Origin of the sequence: Alteromonas lipotrueae, assembly GCF_019249255.1 — a bacterium.
GTDB lineage: Bacteria > Pseudomonadota > Gammaproteobacteria > Enterobacterales > Alteromonadaceae > Alteromonas > Alteromonas lipotrueae.
In genome coordinates this window covers 78,145-101,030 of record NZ_JAESDJ010000002.1, presented here as the reverse complement: position 1 = coordinate 101,030, position 22,886 = coordinate 78,145, and the positions used below count along the sequence as shown (strand labels likewise).

The 22,886-nt window shown below is 45.5% G+C and carries 22 protein-coding genes; 16 read left to right on the top strand and 6 right to left on the bottom strand.

Annotation, left to right across the window (positions count from 1 at the left end):
* Positions 1-233: 233 nt before the first annotated feature.
* From mpl to KYS23_RS03895, 3 genes are read left to right on the top strand one after another with little or no spacing between them, the layout of a single operon-like run.
* Positions 234-1,616 (top strand): UDP-N-acetylmuramate:L-alanyl-gamma-D-glutamyl-meso-diaminopimelate ligase, encoded by a 1,383-nt coding sequence (gene mpl / locus KYS23_RS03905; protein WP_159528007.1) that lies wholly within the window; start codon positions 234-236, stop codon positions 1,614-1,616.
* Positions 1,613-2,248, top strand: a complete 636-nt coding sequence (locus tag KYS23_RS03900) for a flavin prenyltransferase UbiX (RefSeq protein WP_218418077.1) — start codon at positions 1,613-1,615, stop codon at positions 2,246-2,248. Before mpl ends, KYS23_RS03900 begins: the two co-directional genes overlap by 4 nt.
* A 34-nt stretch (positions 2,249-2,282) precedes the next feature.
* Positions 2,283-3,083 (top strand): S1/P1 nuclease, encoded by an 801-nt coding sequence (locus KYS23_RS03895; RefSeq protein ID WP_218418076.1) that lies wholly within the window; start codon positions 2,283-2,285, stop codon positions 3,081-3,083.
* Positions 3,084-3,207: 124 nt separating this feature from the next.
* Here KYS23_RS03895 and rraA read toward each other — a convergent pair whose 3' ends face one another.
* The gene (gene rraA / locus KYS23_RS03890) at positions 3,208-3,693 is read right to left on the bottom strand and encodes a ribonuclease E activity regulator RraA (protein WP_057794700.1); all 486 of its coding nucleotides are present in this window, start codon (positions 3,691-3,693) and stop codon (positions 3,208-3,210) included.
* A gap of 357 nt (positions 3,694-4,050) precedes the next feature.
* Here rraA and KYS23_RS03885 point away from each other — a divergent pair, with 357 nt between their 5' ends.
* The 8 genes from KYS23_RS03885 to KYS23_RS03850 are packed head-to-tail and all read left to right on the top strand — an operon-like array spanning position 4,051 to position 10,362.
* Entirely contained in the window at positions 4,051-4,569 is a 519-nt protein-coding gene (locus tag KYS23_RS03885; protein ID WP_057794702.1) for a phosphatase PAP2 family protein, read from the top strand.
* 1 nt (position 4,570) lies between these two features.
* The gene (locus KYS23_RS03880) at positions 4,571-5,638 is read left to right on the top strand and encodes an MJ1255/VC2487 family glycosyltransferase (protein WP_159528004.1); all 1,068 of its coding nucleotides are present in this window, start codon (positions 4,571-4,573) and stop codon (positions 5,636-5,638) included.
* Positions 5,639-5,689: 51 nt separating this feature from the next.
* Positions 5,690-5,872, top strand: a complete 183-nt coding sequence (gene lptM / locus KYS23_RS03875) for an LPS translocon maturation chaperone LptM (protein WP_232370551.1) — start codon at positions 5,690-5,692, stop codon at positions 5,870-5,872.
* Positions 5,872-7,122 (top strand): diaminopimelate decarboxylase, encoded by a 1,251-nt coding sequence (gene lysA / locus KYS23_RS03870; RefSeq protein WP_159528002.1) that lies wholly within the window; start codon positions 5,872-5,874, stop codon positions 7,120-7,122. The genes lptM and lysA overlap by 1 nt, the downstream gene beginning before the upstream one ends.
* Before the next feature lie 35 nt (positions 7,123-7,157).
* A complete protein-coding gene (gene dapF / locus KYS23_RS03865) occupies positions 7,158-7,988 on the top strand; it encodes a diaminopimelate epimerase (protein ID WP_013785917.1) in 831 nt (276 codons plus the stop codon).
* Positions 7,985-8,680, top strand: coding sequence for a DUF484 family protein (locus KYS23_RS03860; RefSeq protein WP_159528001.1), 696 nt, complete (start codon positions 7,985-7,987; stop codon positions 8,678-8,680). The genes dapF and KYS23_RS03860 overlap by 4 nt, the downstream gene beginning before the upstream one ends.
* 5 nt (positions 8,681-8,685) lie before the next feature.
* Positions 8,686-9,609 carry a tyrosine recombinase XerC gene (locus KYS23_RS03855; protein ID WP_159528000.1) on the top strand — a complete coding sequence of 308 codons (924 nt, stop codon included), beginning with the start codon at positions 8,686-8,688 and terminating at the stop codon, positions 9,607-9,609.
* 30 nt (positions 9,610-9,639) lie between these two features.
* The gene (locus KYS23_RS03850) at positions 9,640-10,362 is read left to right on the top strand and encodes an HAD-IA family hydrolase (RefSeq protein ID WP_218418075.1); all 723 of its coding nucleotides are present in this window, start codon (positions 9,640-9,642) and stop codon (positions 10,360-10,362) included.
* Between the two features lie 28 nt (positions 10,363-10,390).
* Here the strand turns inward: KYS23_RS03850 and cysE are convergent, their stop codons facing one another.
* Positions 10,391-11,209, bottom strand: a complete 819-nt coding sequence (cysE, locus tag KYS23_RS03845) for a serine O-acetyltransferase (protein WP_218418074.1) — start codon at positions 11,207-11,209, stop codon at positions 10,391-10,393.
* A 337-nt stretch (positions 11,210-11,546) separates the two neighbouring features.
* Here cysE and uvrD point away from each other — a divergent pair, with 337 nt between their 5' ends.
* Complete coding sequence (gene uvrD / locus KYS23_RS03840; protein WP_159527997.1) at positions 11,547-13,718, top strand: DNA helicase II; 2,172 nt, start codon at positions 11,547-11,549, stop codon at positions 13,716-13,718.
* A 36-nt stretch (positions 13,719-13,754) separates the two neighbouring features.
* Positions 13,755-15,011, top strand: a complete 1,257-nt coding sequence (locus tag KYS23_RS03835) for a GGDEF domain-containing response regulator (RefSeq protein WP_218418073.1) — start codon at positions 13,755-13,757, stop codon at positions 15,009-15,011.
* Here the strand turns inward: KYS23_RS03835 and rarD are convergent.
* The 3 genes from rarD to KYS23_RS03820 form a co-directional block, all read right to left on the bottom strand.
* Complete coding sequence (gene rarD / locus KYS23_RS03830) at positions 14,999-15,949, bottom strand: EamA family transporter RarD (protein ID WP_159527995.1); 951 nt, start codon at positions 15,947-15,949, stop codon at positions 14,999-15,001. The two genes, KYS23_RS03835 and rarD, sit on opposite strands and share 13 nt — an antisense overlap.
* Before the next feature lie 211 nt (positions 15,950-16,160).
* Positions 16,161-17,498 (bottom strand): magnesium transporter, encoded by a 1,338-nt coding sequence (locus tag KYS23_RS03825; protein ID WP_218418072.1) that lies wholly within the window; start codon positions 17,496-17,498, stop codon positions 16,161-16,163.
* Positions 17,499-17,528: 30 nt separating this feature from the next.
* Positions 17,529-18,023, bottom strand: a complete 495-nt coding sequence (locus tag KYS23_RS03820; protein ID WP_218418071.1) for a thioesterase family protein — start codon at positions 18,021-18,023, stop codon at positions 17,529-17,531.
* A gap of 162 nt (positions 18,024-18,185) precedes the next feature.
* On the opposite strand from KYS23_RS03820, the gene recQ reads away from it, so the two are divergent.
* Complete coding sequence (gene recQ, locus KYS23_RS03815; RefSeq protein ID WP_159527992.1) at positions 18,186-20,024, top strand: DNA helicase RecQ; 1,839 nt, start codon at positions 18,186-18,188, stop codon at positions 20,022-20,024.
* A 137-nt stretch (positions 20,025-20,161) separates the two neighbouring features.
* On the opposite strand, the gene KYS23_RS03810 is transcribed toward recQ, so the two are convergent.
* Positions 20,162-20,830: a glutathione S-transferase family protein gene (locus tag KYS23_RS03810; protein WP_159527991.1), complete on the bottom strand. Its 669-nt coding sequence runs from the start codon at positions 20,828-20,830 to the stop codon at positions 20,162-20,164.
* 207 nt (positions 20,831-21,037) lie between these two features.
* Here KYS23_RS03810 and KYS23_RS03805 point away from each other — a divergent pair, with 207 nt between their 5' ends.
* Together KYS23_RS03805 and KYS23_RS03800 are read left to right on the top strand one after the other, a co-directional pair.
* Positions 21,038-22,501, top strand: coding sequence for a protein adenylyltransferase SelO (locus KYS23_RS03805; RefSeq protein WP_218418070.1), 1,464 nt, complete (start codon positions 21,038-21,040; stop codon positions 22,499-22,501).
* On the top strand, positions 22,489-22,797 hold the full coding sequence (locus tag KYS23_RS03800) for a DUF3630 family protein (RefSeq protein WP_159527989.1): 309 nt from the start codon (positions 22,489-22,491) through the stop codon (positions 22,795-22,797). Before KYS23_RS03805 ends, KYS23_RS03800 begins: the two co-directional genes overlap by 13 nt.
* Positions 22,798-22,886 lie beyond the last annotated feature (89 nt).

Below are 22,886 nucleotides of genomic sequence, written 5' to 3'. Positions count from 1 at the left end.
AAGGCGCGCAGCTTTCCTTACCGGCTTTCTCTTGTATTACCAACAAGCACTGCTTTATATGCTTGTTAAATTGATTGTAACCGTGAATGCATCGAAGTGGAATAAGGCAGGTGCTGCCAATCTACACAACATACCAGTGAAAGCGGGCATTATGAGTGAAAATGCATTATTTAACCTGCAACGGTTCTGATAAAGTAGCCAGTATTCAATGCAGTAAAAAATGAGAATTCGCTATGCATGTACATATTTTAGGTATTTGCGGTAGCTTTATGGGTGGCATCGCAGCCATTGCGAAAGCCTTGGGCCATAAGGTCACTGGCTCTGATACCAACGTGTATCCACCCATGAGTACCCAACTTGAAGCTCTGGGCATCGAGCTTACCGAAGGCTTCGATACCGACCAATTCGAGCCAATTCCTGACATCGTTATTATTGGTAACGCCATGTCTCGCGGTAATTCAGCGGTTGAGTACGTACTCAACAGAAACTTACCTTATACCAGTGGCCCGCAATGGTTGCTTGATAACTTGTTAAAAGATAGATGGGTAATTGGCGTTTCGGGTACCCACGGCAAAACCACCACCAGCAGTATGGTGGCGTGGATTTTAGAGTACAGCGAATTAAACCCCGGATACCTTATTGGTGGTGTGCCTGAAAACTTTGGCGTGTCGGCCCGTATTGGAGAAAGCCCGTTTTTTGTCATTGAAGCAGACGAATACGACAGCGCCTTTTTCGACAAGCGCTCGAAGTTTGTCCATTACCGTCCTAAAACGCTGGTGATTAATAACTTAGAGTTTGATCATGCCGATATCTTTGCTGACTTAGCCGCCATTCAAACTCAGTTTCATCACCTTGTGCGCATGGTACCTGAAAATGGCCTTATTCTTACACCCAACCACACGCCCGCTATTGAGGAAACCCTTAAAAAAGGTTGTTGGACACAACGCCAATCTCTAGGCAAAGAATGGTCTGCAGCGCTTATCAATAAAGATGGTAGCCAATTCAATGTACTGTTCGACAATCAAGTTGTCGGTACAGTACATTGGGAGCTACTAGGCCAGCACAATGTAGATAATGCACTCATGGCAATTGCCGCGGCTCATCATGCAGGCGTTCCCCTTAACGACGCTGTCGCAGCACTATCAAGCTTTAAGAACGTTAAACGGCGTATGGAAGTAAAGGGCTCGGTGACACTCGCGGCTGAAGGTAAACCGGTAACCGTCTATGATGATTTCGCTCATCACCCCACCGCCATTGCCACCACTATTGACGGCCTTCGCAAGAAAGTAGGGAATGCCCGTATTCTTGCCGTACTTGAGCCTCGCTCTAACACTATGAAAATGGGGGTGCATAAAAATACACTCGCACATTCTTGGCAAGCCGCTGATGCGGTTTATGTATATGAACCTCAAGGGCTAGACTGGTCGTTGAAGGAAGCTGCGGAGAATAGCCCAGCGCCCACCACCGTATTCAATGATGTTGAAAGCATTGTAAAAGTATTGCAAAGCGAAGTGCGCCCTGGCGATCATGTACTTATCATGAGCAATGGTGGGTTTGAAGGCATCCACAGCCGTGTTTTAAGCGTACTTACCCCGTCAATCGAGGTAGAAAAATGAAACATGATAAGCAAATTACCCTAGCTATTACGGGTGCTTCCGGCACCCCATACGCACTCTCGCTATTAACGTCGTTAGTAAAAGCTGACTACCAAGTGTATGTGCTTATTTCTTCTGCCGCCAAAGTGGTGATGGCTACAGAAGAAAATATAAAAGTTCCCGCTAGACCTGAAGACGCCAGTGCTTTTTTCATGGAGCATTGCGGCGGTAAGCCTGGTCAAGTGCAAGTATTTGGGAAAGAAGAATGGTTTTCTCCTGTTGCGTCAGGCTCAGCCGCACCAGCTAAAATGGTAGTATGCCCCTGCTCTACGGGCACCCTTTCATCTATTGCCATTGGCGCCAGTGATAACTTAATTGAGCGCGCCGCTGATGTTGTGCTAAAAGAAAGAGGCCAATTGATATTAGTACCTCGAGAAATGCCACTTTCTTCTATCCATTTGGAAAATATGCTTAAACTGTCACAAATGGGTGCGACAATAATGCCAGCGGCGCCTGGTTTTTATCATAACCCCAAGACCATTGAAGATTTGGTCGACTTTGTTGTAGCCCGTATTCTAGATCACCTCGGCGTTGAACAATCGCTAGTGGCACGATGGGGCTATGAAACCGCTAAACATACCCCTAAAACCTAACTACACACTTAAAAAATAGAACAAAGGAAAATTAATGACAGCGTTGAGAAATAGGACTTTCGCCGTTGCGCTAAGCTCACTTATTACGTTATTTGTTTCGTCGCCAGCTTTTGGGTGGGGCCAAACTGGCCATCGGGTTACTGGCGCCATTGCGCAGCAGTATTTAAGCCCTCTATCTCAAGCTGCTTTATCAGAGCTTCTGCCAAACAGTTCACTAGCAGAAGCTTCAACCTATGCAGATGAAATGCGCTCAAACCCAAGCGAGTTTTGGCAAAAGATATCTACCCATTGGCACTATGTAACAGTCCCTCAAGGGAAAGGTTATGCTGACGTTGGCGCACCTCGCCAAGGCGACGCAGTTACTGCACTTGAAGCCTATACAAAAACGTTAAAAAGCGACTCAGTCACTATTGAAGAAAAACGCTTAGCGCTACGTTTTGTTGTGCACATCATTGGTGATTTACACCAACCCCTGCATGCGGGTGATGGCAGCGATCGCGGCGGCAATGATGTAAAAGTAAATTTCTTTTGGCAGAACTCTAATTTACATCGGGTGTGGGACTCTCAAATGCTAGAGCAACGCAAACTGTCTTACACAGAATGGACGAAATGGCTCACAGAACACATCACACCTAGTGACATTCGTAGCTGGGCAACCACAGATCCTTTGGTATGGATTGAAGAAAGCACTAAAATTCGTGATGAAGTTTACCCTGAAGATGCCAACAATATGAGTTACGATTACTTATATCGGCATCTTCCTACGGCTAAGCAGCGTTTACAAATGGCAGGTATTCGACTTGCCATGTACTTGAACGAAACGTTTGATAAGTAAGCGCTAATTGTAAATTTTAGGCACAAAAAAAGCGGAGACACTTCATTCAGCTGTCTGCGCTTTTTGTTACCTGAATCACATGAATTCGCTATAGGTTTTAGCCAACTGAGCTACTATAAAACCTTTAGTCTATATCAAGGGGTTCTGGTGAGAGAATTACACCTGTGCTATCAGCATAAAGGTGATCTTCTGGTAGGAAAGTTACGCCACCAAAATTTACCGGTACATCAACGTCGCCAATGCTTTCGCTTTCTGCATTAACGGGAATAGCCGCTACCGCTAGCACACCAATATCCAATTCGGCTAAGTTATCCACTTCACGTACACTGCCGTAACACACGATGCCTTCCCAGTCGTTGTCTATTGCCACTTGAGCAAGGGCTGCATCGAATAAGGCACGACGTGTTGAACCACCACCATCAATCAGCAGTACTTTGCCTGCACCAGGTTGAGCCAATACACGGTCAATAAGACCACGGTCTTCGAAACACTTAATCGTGGTGATTTCGCCACCAAAAGAATAACGGCCGCCAAAGCTTGCGAAGATAGGGTCAACTACGTCGACGCTGTCTGCAAATAAATCGCACAATTCAGAAGTGTTGTAATCCATTGCTCTACCTTACTTTAATTGAGAGTAGTAGGTTATTTACCTTGTTCTAGCATAGCATTAATTCGTTAGTTGAAAACGCCTGATTTATGAAGTTTCAGGGAAACAGCAACAACCTTTCCACTAAATAGACTACCACTTTCATTAGTGAAGACATTTTCACCGACTTAGCACGTAACTTGCTTAGCTTTTTATAAAAACTGACTCGCTACCTCACTGCACTAAATAGAAGTTAATAGGTGCGGTACAGCGTGACCAACACAGCATGTCATCTGTCATAAAGGTTTCTTTTTTCTGTCACTGGTTGGTCACAGAATGCTTTTAAATTGTTCAATAATCAATCGAAAGGGGGCAAGGCTAATGCTTCTTAAATCCTTGACCAAATACGATACAAATTTGTTCTACCGCTTATACAGTCTTACCGTAAAACGAGATTGTCGCAGTATCATCTGGTTATCAAAAACCGGAGATGGATACCTTTACTTGGTTATTGGCGCCTTACTGTGGGCTTTTGAACCCGAGCATGGTGAACTTTTCCTCTATACAGCGCTGATGGCATATGCGCTGGAGTTACCTATCTATGTGCTGCTTAAGAAAATGTTCAAGCGCCCGCGCCCTTGCGATTTTCTATTGGATTTAACAGCACACGTTACGCCATCCGATAAATTCTCTCTGCCTTCTGGGCACACTGCTGCCGCTTGCTTAATGGCAAGTATTGTAGCGCATTACTATCCACCATTCGCGGTACTGGCATACAGTTGGGCAGCCCTAATCGGCCTGTCTCGCGTCTTGCTAGGCGTGCACTACCCATCAGATGTAGTTGCAGGTATGTTACTTGGTATCACTATCGCATCGTTGAGTATTTCCATCCTGGGGTAACATGAAATTATTGTATGGCGTGCAAGGCACCGGAAACGGGCACATTGCTCGTGCACGAATTATGGCGACAGCGCTAGCTAAGCGTTCAGATGTTGAAGTAGATTTTGTTTTCACAGGCCGTGAACCCGATAAATATTTCGATATGGATGTATTTGGCGACTATCGCACCTACACGGGCTTAAGCTTTGTTACTAAAAGTGGCCGCGTAGACCGGTGGCAAACCATTAAAGAAGCCAATATCAGTCAATTTCTAAAAGACGTGAAACGTTTTGATGCGAGCGGGTACGACCTTCTCGTCAACGACTTCGAACCTGTCACCGCGTGGGCAGCGAAGCGACAGCAGATACCGTCAATTTCAATTAGTCACCAAGCAGCATTTTCTTACGATGTGCCAAAATCTGGCGACACCATTATTGATCGACTGCTAATGAAAAAGTTCGCCCCTACCGACCTTCAATTAGGGGTACATTGGTTTCACTTTAATCAACCGATCATTCCTCCTTTTGTGGCAGACAAACCGTTATCAGTGCCAGGTAAAGGTCATGTGTTAGTTTACTTACCATTTGAAGATGTCAGCGACGTTCAACAAATGCTGGAGCCTTTAAGCGATCAACAATTTCAATGCTTCCACCCCGATATTAGCGAAATTAAAGACGCAGGACACATTCAGTGGAATCCTACGTCAAAAGAGCATTTCCAACGTGCACTTCAGCATTGTAACGGCGTGATTGCGAATGGAGGTTTTGAACTTTCTAGCGAAGCCTTGCAACTCGGCAAGAAGCTACTTATCAAACCTCTTCATGGCCAATTTGAACAGCTGTCGAATGTACTAACGCTCAATAAGCTCGACCTTTGCCACACCCTATTTCAATTGGATACGGATATTGTTGAAGAGTGGCTAGAAGCATTAGACATAGAAGCTATTCAGTTCCCCGACGACCCAAATATACTAATTGATTGGCTCAAAAAAGGTGACTTGCAAGATACACAAAGCCTATGTGATTCATTGTGGAAAGAGGTTCACTACGGTGATAAAACACAAGAACGCTTATTGTCTCTTGCATTTTAATCACGCAATGCGATGATAACGGCATTTATTGTCGTATTCGCGGGATTTTTCGTGCTTAAGAAGTGGGTTTTAGTTACATTCGCAGCCATTCTACTCAGTGGTTGTGGCTATAAAGGGGCGCTGTATATTCCACAAGCGCCAGAGCAAACGACGCCTACTGAAAAGCCAAACGAAACAGCGTCTTCACCAAACACGCAAAGCCAACCCGCCTCCACACCAGGAGAATCTCACTAGTGGATTTTTTCGCTTATAAAAACGGCCAGCTTTTCGCTGAAGATGTTGCCGTTGCAGATATTGCTGCACAGTACCAAACCCCTGTATATGTGTATTCACGGGCAACTTTAGAGCGCCATTGGCATGCCTTTAATGATGCTATTGGTGAGCACCCTCACCTTATCTGTTATGCAGTAAAGGCCAATTCAAACTTAGGTGTACTAAGTACATTAGCCAAAATTGGCTCTGGTTTTGACATTGTTTCTGGTGGTGAACTAGCACGTGTTATTGAAGCCGGTGGCGATGCCAGTAAAGTGGTATTTTCGGGTGTAGGTAAAAAAGCAGACGAAATACGCTATGCGTTAGAACAAGGCATTATGTGCTTCAACGTAGAGTCTGAGCCTGAATTGCATCGTATTAACGCGGTAGCAGAATCGCTTGGCAAAAAGGCGCCAATTTCGCTTCGCATCAACCCAGATGTAGATGCCAAAACCCATCCGTACATTTCAACAGGATTAAAAGCAAACAAGTTTGGTATTGCCCGCGAACGCGCGCTGCAAACCTACGAACTTGCCGCATCACTTCCTCACTTGAATGTAGTAGGTATGGATTGCCACATCGGTTCACAATTAACTGAAATTGGCCCATTTGTTGATGCACTAGAGCGTTTATTGCTGCTTATCGATGAATTAGCCGAGCGCGGCATAACCATTGATCACTTAGATGTTGGTGGTGGTTTAGGCGTGACTTATAACGATGAAGAACCACCGCACCCGAAAGCTTACGCTGCGGCGATGGCGGAAAAAATGGTGGGTCGTGAGAACCTTAAGCTCATTTTAGAGCCTGGCCGCGCTATTGCCGCAAACGCGGGTATTTTAGTCACTGAGGTTGAGTTTATTAAAGAAGGTGAAGAGAAAAGCTTCGCTATTGTTGATGCAGCTATGAATGACCTGCTTCGACCTGCACTTTACTCTGCATGGCAAAATATCATCCCAGTAAAACAAGAAAGCACTGCCATAGCACGCAATTACGATGTGGTAGGCCCGGTATGTGAAACCGGTGACTTCATCGGTAAAGACCGAGAACTTGCTATCGAACCAACTGACCTACTAGCAGTACGAAGCGCCGGTGCGTATGGCTTTGCAATGGCATCAAACTACAATAGCCGCTGCCGTCCAGCAGAGATTATGGTAGATGGTGATGCAACGATTGTGGTACGTGAAAGAGAAATTCTAAAAGATCTCTGGAAAGGTGAGCACAAACTTACGTAAACTAGGGTTAAACTCATAATAAAGATGCGCGGTTAATGCAGGTTCAGTTTTCAAAAATGCACGGTCTGGGAAATGACTTCATGGTGATTGATAATGTCACCCAGAACGTCTTTTTTTCGAAGGACAAAATACAGCAGCTAGCAAATCGAAACTTCGGCATAGGTTTCGATCAATTGCTTATGGTTGAACCGCCTTACGATCCTGAACAAGATTTTCACTATCGCATTTTTAACGCTGATGGCTCTGAAGTAGAACAATGTGGTAACGGTGCTCGTTGCTTTGCACGTTTCGTAAAGCAAAAGGGCTTAATTAACCGCAATAAAATTGTGGTGAGTACCAAAGCCGGAAAAATGGTGTTGTACTTAGAGAAAGACGGCCAAGTTACCGTGAATATGGGCAAGCCCGAATTCGAGCCGGCTAAAATTCCACTGAAAGCGAACAAGCAAGAAAATACCTATATATTACGCGTAAACGATAAAACCCTGTTTTACGGTGCCGTATCTATGGGTAACCCGCATTGCGTAATGGAAGTGGAAGATGTAGATACCGCTCCCGTTAAAGAAATAGGCCCCCTCGTTGAACGCAACGAACGGTTTCCAGAGGGCGTGAATGTGGGCTTTATGCAAATTATTAATGAATCACACATTCGATTGCGCGTATTCGAACGTGGCTCGGGTGAAACCTTGGCATGTGGCAGTGGTGCATGCGCAGCAGTTGCAATCGGTCAGATTCAAGGTAAATTAAGCAAAGATGTTCGGGTAGATTTGCCCGGAGGCAGTTTACGGATCCGTTGGCCAGGCCCAGATAATGTATTGAAAATGACAGGGCCCGCCGACCATGTGTACGACGGACATATAAATTTATGAGTGAATTATCAGGACAAGCTAGCGCATCGTCGGTAGTAGAAGTGTTTTCTGGCGACAGCGATGTTTCCTCAGAACAGGTTCGCGCTTTTTTGTTAGAAAACCCTGATTTTTTTGCTCAACACCCCGAACTACTCGAAAAGCTCAAAATTCCTCATTCGCATAAAGGCAGCGTCTCGCTGGTTGAGATTCAAAGTGAGCAATTGCGCAAAAAAGTTCGCCAATTGAATTATAAACTTACGCAACTGGTGAGTATTGCCAAGCAAAACGAAAAAATTTACCGCGTGTACACCGACTTAAACGTGCAGTTGCTGCGTTGCGAAAGTGTGGCAGAAGTACAGTTCACCCTTGAAGATGTGTTGCAAGAACGTTTGCAGCTATCTTCTGCGGTGATAAAAAGCTTCAAAGGCCCTCACGCTATTCCTGAGTTACAACGCAGGCTATTTACCGAAAAACGCTTTAAAACGTCGAACTTCTTTTTCGGACGATTATCGCAGCACGAACGCCAGTTATTGTTCGGAGATAGCAGCGCAGAATCTGTTGCCCTAATGCTATTAGGCGACAACCAAGATATTGGTATTTTGGGTATTAGCAGCAGTGACGCAAGCCATTTTACCCCTGATATGGACACCTTGTTGCTACAACAGCTACAGCAAGTGCTTAATATTATTTTGCCTGAGATGATGGGGTACTAGTTTTCGTGACAACGGAAACCGTACTTAGCGAACCTTGCCACCTTTGGCTTGAAAAGTTTTTACTCCACCTACAAGTTGAACGCGGTTTATCGCCGCTTACCATCAGTAACTATCGCAGACAACTTACCAGCATTGCCATTACTTTAGGGCTTTACGAGTGGTCGGGTATGACACCCTCTGATGTGAAACGCGTAATGGCAGCAGCAAAAATGGACGGGCATAAACCCCGTAGCATAGCATTGCGGTTATCTGCTCTTCGTACCTTCTGCCAATACCTTATTGATAACGAACAGCTTTTCAGTAACCCCGTGGAAGGTATTCAAGCCCCAAAACAAGGTAAGCCATTACCTAAACAGCTTAGCGTTGATGAAATGCAGCAGTTGTTGGCGAATGAACAAGCCGCCAGCGGCGATACCGATGAAGGCATTATTTGTCGCGACGTCGCCATGTTTGAATTGCTCTACGGCTGCGGACTTCGACTAAGTGAACTAACCGGCCTAAATTTAAGCGACTACCCAAAAGACGGCACCATTAAAGTGACCGGTAAGGGCAGTAAACAACGTATTTTGCCCCTTGGCCGACAAGCGCAAAAGGCGCTGAATGCTTGGCTTAACGTGCGCCCCGCATACGCTTCCCCCTATGAACCCGCTATTTTTGTAAGCAAGCGCAAAACGCGCATTTCAAATCGCCAAGTCGCAAATCGGCTTAACCAAATGGCAGAATTACAAAGCCTTAGTCAGAAAGTAAGCCCGCATAAACTGCGCCATTCTTTTGCTACGCACGTATTAGAGTCGAGCGGCGATTTACGTGCGGTGCAAGAATTATTAGGCCATGCCAATCTATCTACCACGCAAGTGTATACCCATTTAGATTTTCAGCATTTAGCCAAGGTTTACGATGCCGCGCACCCTAGAGCACACAAAAAATAATCCTCTTTTGAATATAGGCCTTTAACTATTATGCAGTTCTTCAGAGCCATTAATTCCGTGAAGGCAATGACCTTCGATCTTGATGATACCTTATACAATAACGAACCTATTATTCGCCAAGCAGAAGCGGCATTGAATACGCATTTAAAGCAATATCACCCTAAAGCGGCTGCCTTGCCGTCCGCTCACTGGCAACAACTAAAGCGCGACGCAATTACAGCGAATCCTACCTATTCATCTGATATGGGAAAGCTTCGCTTAGCGGTGTTAAATGCAGCATTGATACATGATATTCCATCCCAAGATACCCACACGTTAGATGCCGCCGTGCAAGCCTGTTTCGACTGTTTTTACCGTGCGAGAAGCGAGTTTGATTTGACTGATGATGTGCATAAAACTTTATCGATTTTAAGTGAGAATATAACACTGGTAGGTATTACTAACGGCAATGTAAACGCTGACCAAATAGGTATTACGCCCTATTTCGATACCATTTTACATGCCAGCACTAGCCGACCTATGAAACCTTCACGGGCTATGTTTGATGAAGCAGCAAGCGTTATAGGAGAAGCGCCCAGACATATACTGCACGTGGGCGATAACATTATTAAAGATGTGTATGGGGCGATAAATGCGGGGTTTCAGTCTGCTTGGTTTGCTTGCAACAGAGAAATGCATTTACCCCGTGAGAGAGCATCTGTACTCCCTCACGTAGCATTAGATACGTTGGACGAACTAGCTTACTTTCTGTAAGTAAAGCAGATAAGTAGCGCTTTGGCGCTTAAGGCTTTTGCGAGTAAGGTGCGTTGTCTTCTAGCACGTTTTGGCGCATAGAATCGCAAGGACGCTGGCATACCGGGCGGCCCACCACTTTAGCCGGCACACCGACTACCGTAACGTGCGGCGGAACATTGTTTAACACAACACTACCCGCCCCCACTTTAGACCCTTCGCCAATTTCGATATTGCCAAGAATTTTAGCTCCCGCACCAACCAACACGCCTTGGCGAATTTTAGGGTGACGGTCACCCGACTCGTTACCGGTTCCGCCAAGCGTGACGCTTTGTAAAATAGAGACATTGTCTTCAATAACCGCTGTTTCACCTACGACAATACCGGTGGCGTGATCGAACATCACCCCTTTACCTATTTTCGCTGCAGGGTGAATATCTACGCCAAAGGTAGCCGAGTTTCGGCTTTGTAAGAACAAAGCAAGTTGATGTCTACCATGCAACCACAAGTAATGCGCCATACGATGAACTTGCACTGCATGGAACCCTTTGAAATGCAAAAGTGGCACTAAGAAGTCATCTACTGCGGCGTCTCGCGCACGAATTGCATTAATATCTGCCATAGCCGACTCACTAATCGACGGCTCTAACAAGTAGGCCTCATCGAACACTTCACGAATGGCAATAGCAGGCATCACTTCATCAGCCATTTTGCTTGATAGAATAAAACTTAACGACGACTCAAAATTATGATGAGCTGAAATACAGGCATGAACATAGCTAGCTAATAGCGGCTCACTTTTTGCCACAGTTTGCGCTTCTTTTTTTAACGATAACCAAAAGTCAGTCGATGGAGAGAGTGCGTGCATGAGGCAGTTCCTGTAAAAGTAAAGTTCAAACCCCGCTTAACTGCGGGTAAATGGCACAAAACGCTAAAGGCCTAGATTGCAATAGGCAACATAATGGCTCGAAGTGTACATGAGCCATCATAAAAACAACACCTACAGACTACGCTTCAAGCGTGAAAATTGTTCAACTTATCGATAACCCGCTCGTGAATACGGCAGGTATCACCTTCACAGGGCTAAATTCATCGTAAAAGTTACCCACTAGCCGCTCAGCTTCATCAAACAAGCCTGTATAAATTCACAGTCAGCTGGCATAATGTTGCAGCATTGAAACTAGACAAATTAGGTTGACCATATTATGGATGTATCCCGACTGCTTGACGAGCTTAACGACAAACAACGTGAAGCGGTAGCAGCCCCTCTTTCTAACGCCCTCATATTAGCTGGCGCGGGAAGTGGTAAAACACGGGTATTAGTACATCGTATAGCATGGCTGATGGAAGTGGAAAACATTGCCCCTTTTTCCATACTAGCCGTAACCTTTACTAACAAAGCCGCGAAAGAAATGCGTGGGCGAATAGAATCGTTAATGGGCCGCGGTCTGAATAATATGTGGATTGGTACTTTCCACGGATTAGCCCACAGGTTGCTTCGTGCCCACCATGCAGAAGCTAATTTGCCTGAAAATTTCCAAATTCTTGATTCAGACGACCAATACCGTTTGATCAAACGTATCTTAAAAGCCATGAATTTAGACGAAAAGCACTGGGTGCCCCGTCAAATTCAGTGGTATATCAACGGCAATAAAGACGAAGGCCTACGCCCTCAACATATTGAAACCCACAACGACCAAACCCAGCAAAAAATGCGTGAAATTTACGCCGCGTATCAAGACGCGTGCGACCGCTCAGGGCTTGTGGATTTTGCCGAGCTGTTATTACGTGCTCACGAACTTTGGGCTAAAAACCCAGAAGTACTCGCCAATTACCAACGACGCTTCCGCGCTGTCTTAGTTGACGAATTCCAAGATACCAACAACATCCAATACGCGTGGCTACGCATGCTGTGTAGCGGCAATCAAAACAATATTATGATTGTGGGCGATGACGACCAATCTATTTACGGCTGGCGTGGTGCGAACGTTGATAATATTCAGCATTTCTTAAAAGACTTCAATAACCCCACAACCATTCGATTAGAACAAAACTACCGTTCTACCGGCACCATTTTGAAAGCCGCCAACACGGTTATTGATAATAATACGGGCCGATTAGGCAAAGAGCTTTGGACAGACGGCAACGATGGCGAGCCCATCTCTGTTTATGCGGGGTTTAATGAGTTAGATGAAGCCCGCTTTATTGTGTCGAAAATTAAAGACTGGCTGAACCAAGGCAATGCGTTAAAAGACACCGCCATTTTATATCGCAATAACGCTCAGTCACGGGTATTAGAAGAAGCCTTACTTCACCAAGGGACACCGTACCGCATTTATGGTGGTCTTCGATTCTTCGAACGCCAAGAAATTAAAGATGCACTTGGCTACCTTCGCATGATGAATCATCCTCATGACGATGCCGCCTTTGAACGTGTGGTGAACACGCCAACTCGCGGTATGGGTGAGAAGACCCTCTCACAAGTACGAGAAGCTGCCAGAGCACATAACTGCTCAATGTGGCAGGCTAGCCAACTACTCATTAATGAAAATGCGCTAAAAGGCCGTGCTCTTAACGCCCTTCAAAGTTTTGTGCTGTTAGTTACCGAGCTTGAACAAGCTACCGTAGACGAGCCATTAGAAAAACACGCCGATGTGGCAATTAGGCAGTCAGGCTTGTACGCCATGTATCAGGCCGAACGTGGCGAGAAAGCCCAAGCGCGCCTAGAAAACTTAGAAGAATTAGTTACGGCTTGTAAGCAATTTACCGTACCCGACGAAGCAGAAGAAATGACGCCGCTGTCAGCCTTCCTTGCTCACGCCTCGTTAGAAGCGGGCGAAACCCAAGCGGGTACCGATCAAGATGCGGTTCAGATGATGACTATTCACACCGCAAAGGGGCTCGAATTCCCTATGGTATTTATGGCCGGTGTTGAAGAAGGCATGTTTCCAAGCCAGATGACCAATGATGAACCAGGCAGAATGGAAGAAGAACGCCGCCTGTGTTACGTGGGCATGACCCGCGCGATGGAGAAACTGTATATTACCTACGCGGAAAGCCGCCGTTTATATGGGCAAGACAAATATCACACGGCATCTCGCTTTATTCGTGAAATTCCTGCTGATTGTGTTGAAGAAGTAAGGCTCAAGTCTACGATTTCTCGACCGATACATAATCGATTCAGCCAAGCGACCTCACATGCCTCTTTTGAAGAAACTGGCTTTCAGTTGGGCCAAAAAGTGGCTCATCGCAAGTTCGGTGAAGGAATAGTATTAAACTACGAGGGCAGTGGTGAACACGCTAGGGTACAAGTTAATTTTGACGAATTTGGTACAAAATGGCTCGTTCTCGCCTATGCTAAATTGGAAAAAGCATAGTCATCTGGCAAGAAGCCTGAACCCAAGTAGAAAAATATGCCGCAAAATGTGCTGGTGATAGAAAACAGCGATAAAAATTTAGACGTTGTATCAAAACTTGTCAGAAAAGCAGGGCTAACCCCTGTGGGTGCTCACTCATTAACGGAAGCGAGCGCACGTTTTGCGCTTATGATGCCAGAAAGTTTCTTGTGCGCCATTGTTGCTCATAACTTACCTGATGCGTCGAATGGCGAAGCCATCGACTTCGCCATTGACGCCTTCATTCCAACCATAGTCACGACCGATACGTTAGAAGCGAAAACCCGAGACAAGGTCTTAGAAAAAGACGTCGTTGATTACATTCCCAAAGAAAACGCGCAAAATTACGATTACTTAAGCCGTTTACTGTTTCGATTAGAGAAGAACAAATCTACAGGTGTTGTGGTAGTAAGTACTCACCGCTCATCTAGACGAAAAATGCTATCACTGCTTTATCGGCACAATTTTGTGGTTTACGACTGCCCTACTGCCAACGATGCCATGAGCATACTGGCTGAGCATGCGCATATCAGGTTGGTTATCACCGATAACGCGCTTCCCGATATGACAGGCACGCAATTTATTTCAGGCCTTCGAAAAGCATTTTCAAAAGAGCAGTTAGCCATTATAGGCCTAGCAAGCGACCAACGTCCGCTCATGTCTGCGCACTTCATAAAAAGCGGGGCGAACGATTTTTTGCATTTACCTTACTGTCATGAAGAGTTTTTATGCCGCGTAATGCAGAATATTGAATATATTGAAAGCGTAGAAGCCTTTCGACGCGCTGCCAATACCGACTATTTAACTGGGTTGCCTAACCGCCGCCATTTCTTTTATACCGTTACCGTGCAGTATAAAAAGCTACCTGAGCAGCATGCTTTAGCACTTATCGACCTTGATCATTTTAAGCGCATTAACGATACCTACGGGCATGATGCCGGCGACCTTGTGCTCAAAGCGGTAGCTAACCTGTTACAAGTTCATTTTAACGATACCTTGGTTGCACGTTTTGGTGGGGAAGAATTTTGCGTGTACTTGCCTAAAATTGACATTCATAACGCACAAGAGCGGTTGAATAGATTCAGAAACGCGTTAGAGAAAACCGCTGTTCAGTTAGGCGAAGAAAGCGTAAATGTAACCTGTAGCATTGGCCTTTGTAATACCCCTACGCAAAATATTGAAACCTTGCTAAGTAGTGCCGATAAGCTTTTGTACAAAGCAAAAAATGCAGGTCGTAATCAAGTTCATGTAACCGGAGAAACTCAAGAGGTTTGAGTTTCACTGGTTTCGTTAGTCGCCTTTAACGATGCCCTTAGGGCTTTTCGCTGCTTTTTGTAGGCGATAAGGGAATCGACACTAAATACTGCAAGTGCTAACCACACAAAACCAAAGGTGATTAGCCTAGCCTCATCTAACGGTTCATCGTACAAATGGACCGCCAACACGAACATGAGTGTTGGCCCTATGTATTGTAAAAAGCCTAACGTTGAATACATGATACGCCGTGCCGCTGCGGTAAAGCATAACAAGGGCGCGGTGGTCACAATACCGGCCGCTAAAATAAGCATGTTTAAGTTAGCATCGTTATTAAAAAGGTTGCTGTATTCCGATCCAAATAGCAGCCAATACCCTATTGCCAAAGGTGATAGCATTAAGGTTTCTATAAAAAGACCCGGTAAAGAATCTACGGCTACCTGCTTGCGTAAAATGCCATAAATACTAAAACTGCCCGCCAATATAAGTGCAATCCAAGGCACGTGACCGTAAGAGAAAATCAAAATAGCTACACCAACAATAGCGAGTACTACCGCCACTCGCTGAAACGTTCTTAGTCTTTCTCCTAGAAAAAGCCGCCCAAGAAACACATTAATGAGGGGATTGATGTAATAACCTAAGCTAGCATCAAGAATATGGTCGTTATTTACCGCCCAAATAAACAGTAGCCAGTTTGCCCCCAGCAAAATGCCGGCAATAAACAACACCTGCATCACCTTTTTATTTCGCAAAGCTGCGGCAACCTTGGGCCACTGCTTTAACCCAGCAATCAAGCCTACCAGCACCAACACCGACCAAATTACCCTGTGCATTAGAATTTCTGCCGCGGGCAATATAGTAAGCTGTTTAAAGTAGATTGGCGCTATGCCCCACATGGTGTAGGCCGCGATGGCACAAATTATTCCGACTTGGGCAGCACTGGCTTGCTGAGCACGCATAGTTTACTATCACTTTTTAAGGCTGAAAAAAGGCGCGTAGTGTTCATTACCTTGCTCTAGATAACAAGCCTATCACGCCCAGAATGGGCGTATTTTTCGATAAAGTTTGTCTAGGGCGTGTTGACCTGCAACCATTCGCCTTACCTAAACAGCACACATACTGCGGTCAAAATGCACAGAAAAGGTCAACAGGCCCTACCTATTTTTCCAGCTATAACAGAAATAGCGTGCCTAAACCTAAGAAGGCAACAAAGCCTACAATGTCAGTTACCGTGGTAAGAATAACCGAGCCAGATAGCGCTGGATCTATCTTTAGTCTGTCTAAGATAAAGGGCACGAACACACCAGCAAGAGCTGCTGCCACAATATTAAAAAGAATGGCAAGACAAATCACCATGCCAAGTAGCGCATCGGCAAACCAGAAATAGGCCACAATACCTATCACCAACGCCCATATCACGCCATTTAGCCCCCCGACTTTGAGCTCTTTCATCATAAGCGCACGTAAGTTGGCTGGGGTTACTTGCCCAAGCGCCAGCCCGCGCACAATAAGCGTTAAGGTTTGACTACCAGCAATCCCCCCCATACTGGCGACCACTGGCATCAATACCGCAAGGGCAACGACTTGCTGTAATGTAGCTTCAAACAACCCGATAAACCAGGACGCCAAAAACGCAGTAAGCAAGTTTATACCAAGCCATAATGCTCGGTTTCGCGCACTTTTTGCCACAGGGGAGAATAAATCTTCGTCTTCATCCATACCTGCCGAGGCCATCACTTGGCGCTCATAAAACTCATTCATCAGCTCACTGGCCGAGGCAATATCTAAACGACCAATGAGTTTGTTAGATTCATCCACCACAGGTAGCGATGATAGCCCCGAGCGCTGCACCTGCAATGACGCGGAGGTTGATTCATCGGTGCCCACCAACATAGTGACATTTTCTTCGGCCATGCTAATCAGTGAACTGTGTTCTTGCGCCGCAAAAAGACGATGAATTTTCACCAGTGCAGTGAATTGGCCAGAACGGTTCACCAAGTAAATACTATCGCAGTGCTGAGGAATATCTCGTCGCAAGAGGCGTAAGCCTTCTTTCACTTTTGCATTGGCGGGTAGTACTAGCAATTCATGACTAACCCAGTGACCCACTTGTTCGTCAGGGAATTGAGTCGCTTCGCGGAAATACTTACGCTCTTGGCTATCAAGTGCTTCGTACGCGACATCAACTAACCGTGTAGGTAATGAATCGAGAAGTTCAAGTAAGTCTTCTGCGTCAATATCGGCAAAAATAGAAGCCCACTCGTTATGTGGCGTGGCGTCGATGAGAATTTCACGAGGGTCGCTTCGCATTTCCACCAGCACGCTAAGCTTGCGGTCACGTGGAATGCCTTCCCAAACGACCAGACGTCGCTCTAGGGGTAACGATTCTAATAAGGAGGCAATGTAGACAGTATCCTGCCCACTTAATGCGGTAAGAATAGACGCTGGGTCATCACCCACACCATCTGTTACAAACTCTTCGATAAGATCGGGTAATGGCTCCGCCATTCGACACCTCCAAAATGCATTGTATACCGGCTACCCCAACATATAGGTACCCGTACCAAAGGCAATATGATCGCCTTTTTCGTTATGAAGTTCCATCCTACAAACCGCCAACTTAGCGCCGCCGCGAATAACGTTTGCCGTAGCAATAAACTGCTCTCCACGACCCGGTCGTAAATAGTCAACGCGCATATCTACGGTGCCCATTTTCGGTAGACGGGTTTGCAAGCTTGCTAAGTCAGCATCGTTAGTTCGTTTAATCGCTTCGATAATAGCGACCAAACCGCCTATGGTATCTAGCATAGTGGCTGTCACGCCGCCATGAAGAATTTTTTTCAGTGGATTTCCGGTTAAGGCTTCACGCCAAGAAACGTGAAGTTCTATGCAGTCACTTTCTAACCCTTCATTCGGGCGAACAAACTCTAGCCCCAATAGCTGGTTAAACGGCATAGTATCACGAAATAAGCTAATTACATGTGCAATCATATCCTTGCGGCTAGGCATATTTTTATTGTCTGAAGAGCGCATTTTGATCCCATTTTTATGAGTAACAGGCATTCGACGTTAGCTCACTTTTACTCACCGCACTGTTTTAATTTGTTATACCTTTTCATATGACTTCTGAATTTTAGTCCAGTTTTTGCGTTTGTTTCGTGAAGAACGTTTCAAAAACGCGTAAAATCCCCCGTCATGACTTCTGTAATTGCCGACACCACTATCACTTCTCCCGTTTCCGATGCGCTTACCCCCGAAAGCATCTTAAAAAATGTATTCGGGTATGATGATTTTCGCGACGGACAAGGAGATGTCATCCACCACGTATGCAAAGGTGGAGATGCACTTGTACTGCTACCTACTGGTGGCGGTAAGTCTATGTGTTACCAAATTCCGTCACTCATTCGCGCGGGTACCGGCATTGTTGTGTCGCCGCTTATCTCGCTAATGCAAGATCAAGTGGAACAGTTAAAAGCCTTAGGGGTAAAAGCCGCTTATCTAAATTCAACACTTAGTCATGAAGAGCAAGCCAGAATTTCAGAGCAACTGGTATCTAACCAGTTAGACTTATTGTATGTATCTCCTGAGCGCTTGCTTCAATTCGGCTTTCAGCAAACGCTTCGTACTACAGACGTAGCCTTGTTTGCTATCGATGAAGCCCACTGCGTATCGCATTGGGGGCACGACTTCAGGCACGACTACCGTGCGCTTGGCCAGATTAAAGCCCGCTTTCCTGATATTCCTGTTATTGGGTTAACGGCCACAGCAGACATCGCTACCCAGAGCGATATTCTCACCCAACTGCAACTTAATGACCCGCTAGTTTATAAAGGCAGTTTCGATAGACCGAATATTCGTTATCGGGTGATGTCGAAGTACAAAGCCTTCGAACAGGTTGTTACCTACGTTAAGCAACAAGAAGGCAGCGGGATTATTTACTGTAATAGCCGCGCCAAAGTAGACGACTTACATGCCAAGCTATTCAAGCAAGGTTTTCGCTGCGCGGCGTATCATGCGGGTATGGATGCCGATGAACGAGAATTAGTACAGCGCCAATTTTTGAACGACAAAATTGATATCGTGGTGGCCACTGTCGCCTTCGGTATGGGTATTAATAAATCGAACGTACGTTACGTGGTGCATCACGATGTACCTCGAAGTGTTGAAAGTTACTACCAAGAAACAGGGCGCGCAGGACGAGATGGCCTTGAATCAGAAGCTATGTTGTTATTTGATGAAAAGGATGCAGCTCGGGTACGCCAGTGGATTGAGCAAGGTGAGCAGGCCGATAGAAATGCTATTGAACTGCAAAAATTTGCGGCCATGGAGGCATTTTCTGAAGCGCAAACCTGCCGCCGACAAGTACTACTTAACTACTTCTCGCAATTTAGTGATAGCGCTTGTGGGAACTGTGATATTTGCCTAGATCCACCCACCATGATTGACGGCTTAGTCATTAGCCAAAAAGTGCTGTCTTGTATTCTTAGGCTTTCTCAGCAAGCCTCTACCCAATACCTTATTGATGTACTGCGCGGCAAACAACTAAAGCGCTTGCAAGAAGCGGGGCACCACCAGCTTTCAACCTATGGTATTGGCAAAGACAAATCTGATAGCTACTGGCACAATATGATTAACCAACTTATTCATAAGGGGTTAATTCGGGTTGATATTACCGCCAACGCCGCGCTTCGATTAACCGAAGCTGCCCGCCCCGTATTAAAAGGTGAAGTAGCCGTACAGCTAGCGGTACCTAGATTAGAATTCAAGCCAGATAAAAAAGAGAAACAAGCTCCGGCTAACTACGACCGTACGTTATTTATGCGCTTAAAGCACTTACGTAAAGTGCTGGCAGAGGAAAATGAAGTGCCGCCGTATGTGGTATTCAGTGATGCTACACTGGTAGACATGGCCGCTAAGCTACCGACCACCCGCGACACTATGTTAGATGTGAGCGGCGTAGGCCAAACCAAGCTATCGCGCTATGGCGACGCCTTTATGCAGCTGATAAACGATTACATTCATCGTGAGCAATAGCGGCAGTATTTAGTTAGCATATGGGTTTAGCTAAAGCCTATTCCTCGCCAGAGCCTATACCCACAAAGGCCTGCATCTAAACAGGCCTATATTTAAATAGACCTACATCTAAACAAAGAAGGGCTCAACATTGGGCATTAGGCGTACGCGTACTCGCCACCTTTTTCTAGCGCTTGCTTATACGCTGGCCTTGCATGTACCCGTTTCACGTATTCCCGAATGGCAGGAAAGTCTTTGGCATTACCACTTGCCACCAATGATTCCAGCGGGAATATCATTTGTACATCAGCTCCGGTGGGTTGTTCACCGGCAAACCACGTGTGATGGGCCAGGTAAGACTCTACATAGCGCAAGCTTTGGGATAAATTTGGCCCATAATAGGCATTCAAAATTCCATCAATTAACTTATTCGTGATGGGTTTGATAAAGAAAGGTTTAGACCCTTTTTGACGGGCCTTTTCAAGCACCAACCTAGCTACCAAGGGTGGCATTAGCGAGCCTTCGGCAAAGTGTAACCAAAATAAATACTGCTGCAGATTTTCACCGCTCTCAGGAGAGGTAAAACGTGTTTGTCCATGCTGGCGAACTAAGTACTCGACAATGGCGCCTGACTCAGCAATTGCCCCCTCAGGGGTAGTCAGTACAGGCGAGCGACCTAGTGGATGTACTGCACGTAACGATTCCGGCGCAAGATTAGTGGTGCTATCTCGCTGATAGTGTTCAATATTGTAATCAACGCCTAGCTCTTCCAATAGCCATAAAATACGTTGAGACCGAGAATTATTTAAGTGATGTAACGTGAGCATAATGCTTCCTTGAGGCCCAAATAAGGCCGTTTTTTTATTATTGCTAGCTTACGTCTTTTATACACGTTTTATAGAGGGGAAGTTTAATTTTAATCTGTGATAAGTTGCACTGTGTCTCATTGATGTAAATGACGCTTTTATTAGCCTTCACATTTTGCTACTTTCCGCCCTATAGATTGTGTCACGCCATCGGGAAACGAGTAACTAATGGGTTTATTAAATCGCTATGCAGAAACCCTATCGGAACTGGGTAGCTTTGTACTTCCAGAACCGCTTAAAAACATGCGAGTAGGCTTGTTTAACACCACACTAGCCAACGAGCTTGCACTTCCCGAACCCTTACTGCAGCCTCAAAACATGCTTGATTGGCTACACTCCCCTGTTACGCCCCTTACACAACAGGCATTTGCACAAAAATACGGTGGCCATCAGTTTGGTCAATGGAACCCTGAATTAGGTGATGGGCGTGGGCTGCTTTTAGCAGAAGTTATCGACGCAAACGCGCAGCCCCACGATCTCCATTTAAAAGGCGCTGGCCCTACCCCCTATTCAAGACACGCTGACGGACGTGCCGTACTGCGATCCACATTAAGAGAATATATTGGCGCTGAGGCACTGCATTATTTAGGTATTCCCTCTAGCCGTTCACTGTGCCTTTTCACCAGTTCAGATACCGTGTACCGAGAACGCCCTGAAACCGGTGCCATGATGATAAGAACAGCCCCTAGTCATATACGCTTTGGTCACTTTGAATATTATTTTTATGCCAGTCAAAAAGATAAATTACAACGGTTACTCGACTTCACCATTGAGCATCATTTTGCCGAATGCAAAGCGGCTACAAACCCTTATGCTGCGTTACTAGGCGCGGTAGTAACCCGTACTGCTAGATTGGTCGCGTTGTGGCAAACGCACGGGTTTGTACATGGCGTGATGAATACAGACAATATGTCTATTCATGGCATTACCTTTGATTATGGGCCGTTTGCCTTTTTAGATAATTACGAGCCTGGCGCGGTCTTTAATCACTCTGACCATCAAGGCCGTTATGCCTTTAATCAACAGCCGTGTATTGCCCTTTGGAACTTAAATGCCCTTGCCCATGCCTTTTCAGGCCATTGCTCGGTGGATGAAATAAAAGCCGCTTTATCTACCTTCGAGCAAACGTTCATTACGCAATATCAACACTTGATGCTTTTACGGATGGGCATTGAGACTAATGAGAAAGAGCAAAGCCTTGCTGTTATGCAGTCTTGGCTACAAATACTTGAGACCAAGAATCTAGATTACACGTATTGCTTCCGTCAGTTGGCGTTGGCAGATATAAACAAGACTCAGTGTCCTTTTCACGATATCTTCGTTAGTCAGGAAAACAGGTTCAAACAAGTAACACTTGTTGATCAAGAAAAAGCAGATGCATGGTGGGAAAGCTACCGCCAGCTGCGTTTAGCAAGAGAAGAAGATACGGAGCTATTGTTGCGAAACCCCGCGGTTATTCCTCGTACTCATTTACTTCAACAGGCGGTTGAATTGGCCGAAAAGGGTGATTTTTCACTCTCTGAAGCTTTGTTAGAAGCTGCAAGTACGCCATTTGAAAGGAAATGGGATACGCACCCCTTTTCAGAGCCACCCTCATCATCAGCACACACGAGCTTGTCATGCAGCAGTTAACGATTCAAAATCTTAAAGCCTTGTCGAAAATAAACGGCCAGGCTTTGTTTATCGACTCCCCACTTCCTAGTACGCCTTTAAAAACTCAACAATGGGAGCAAACCTTCTGTGCGCTTTTTAATTTAACGGCGACAAATCAAGAATGGGGGGCAGATCGCTATCAAGTCACCTTAAGCAACGGAGGCTTCAGCTGTATGCTATTTATCGAGTGGCTTTGCGAAGCTATTTGGCTTGAGCCAATAGGAAGTAATGAAAATGCTCAGGACCTGTACGACTATCTATTTGATGAAAAGTGAATGACTTTTCATCATTCTTTTCATTATTTCTTTCCCCAAAATCAGAATCTTCCGTTACTATTAGTTTACTGATCTTTGAGAATTTACGT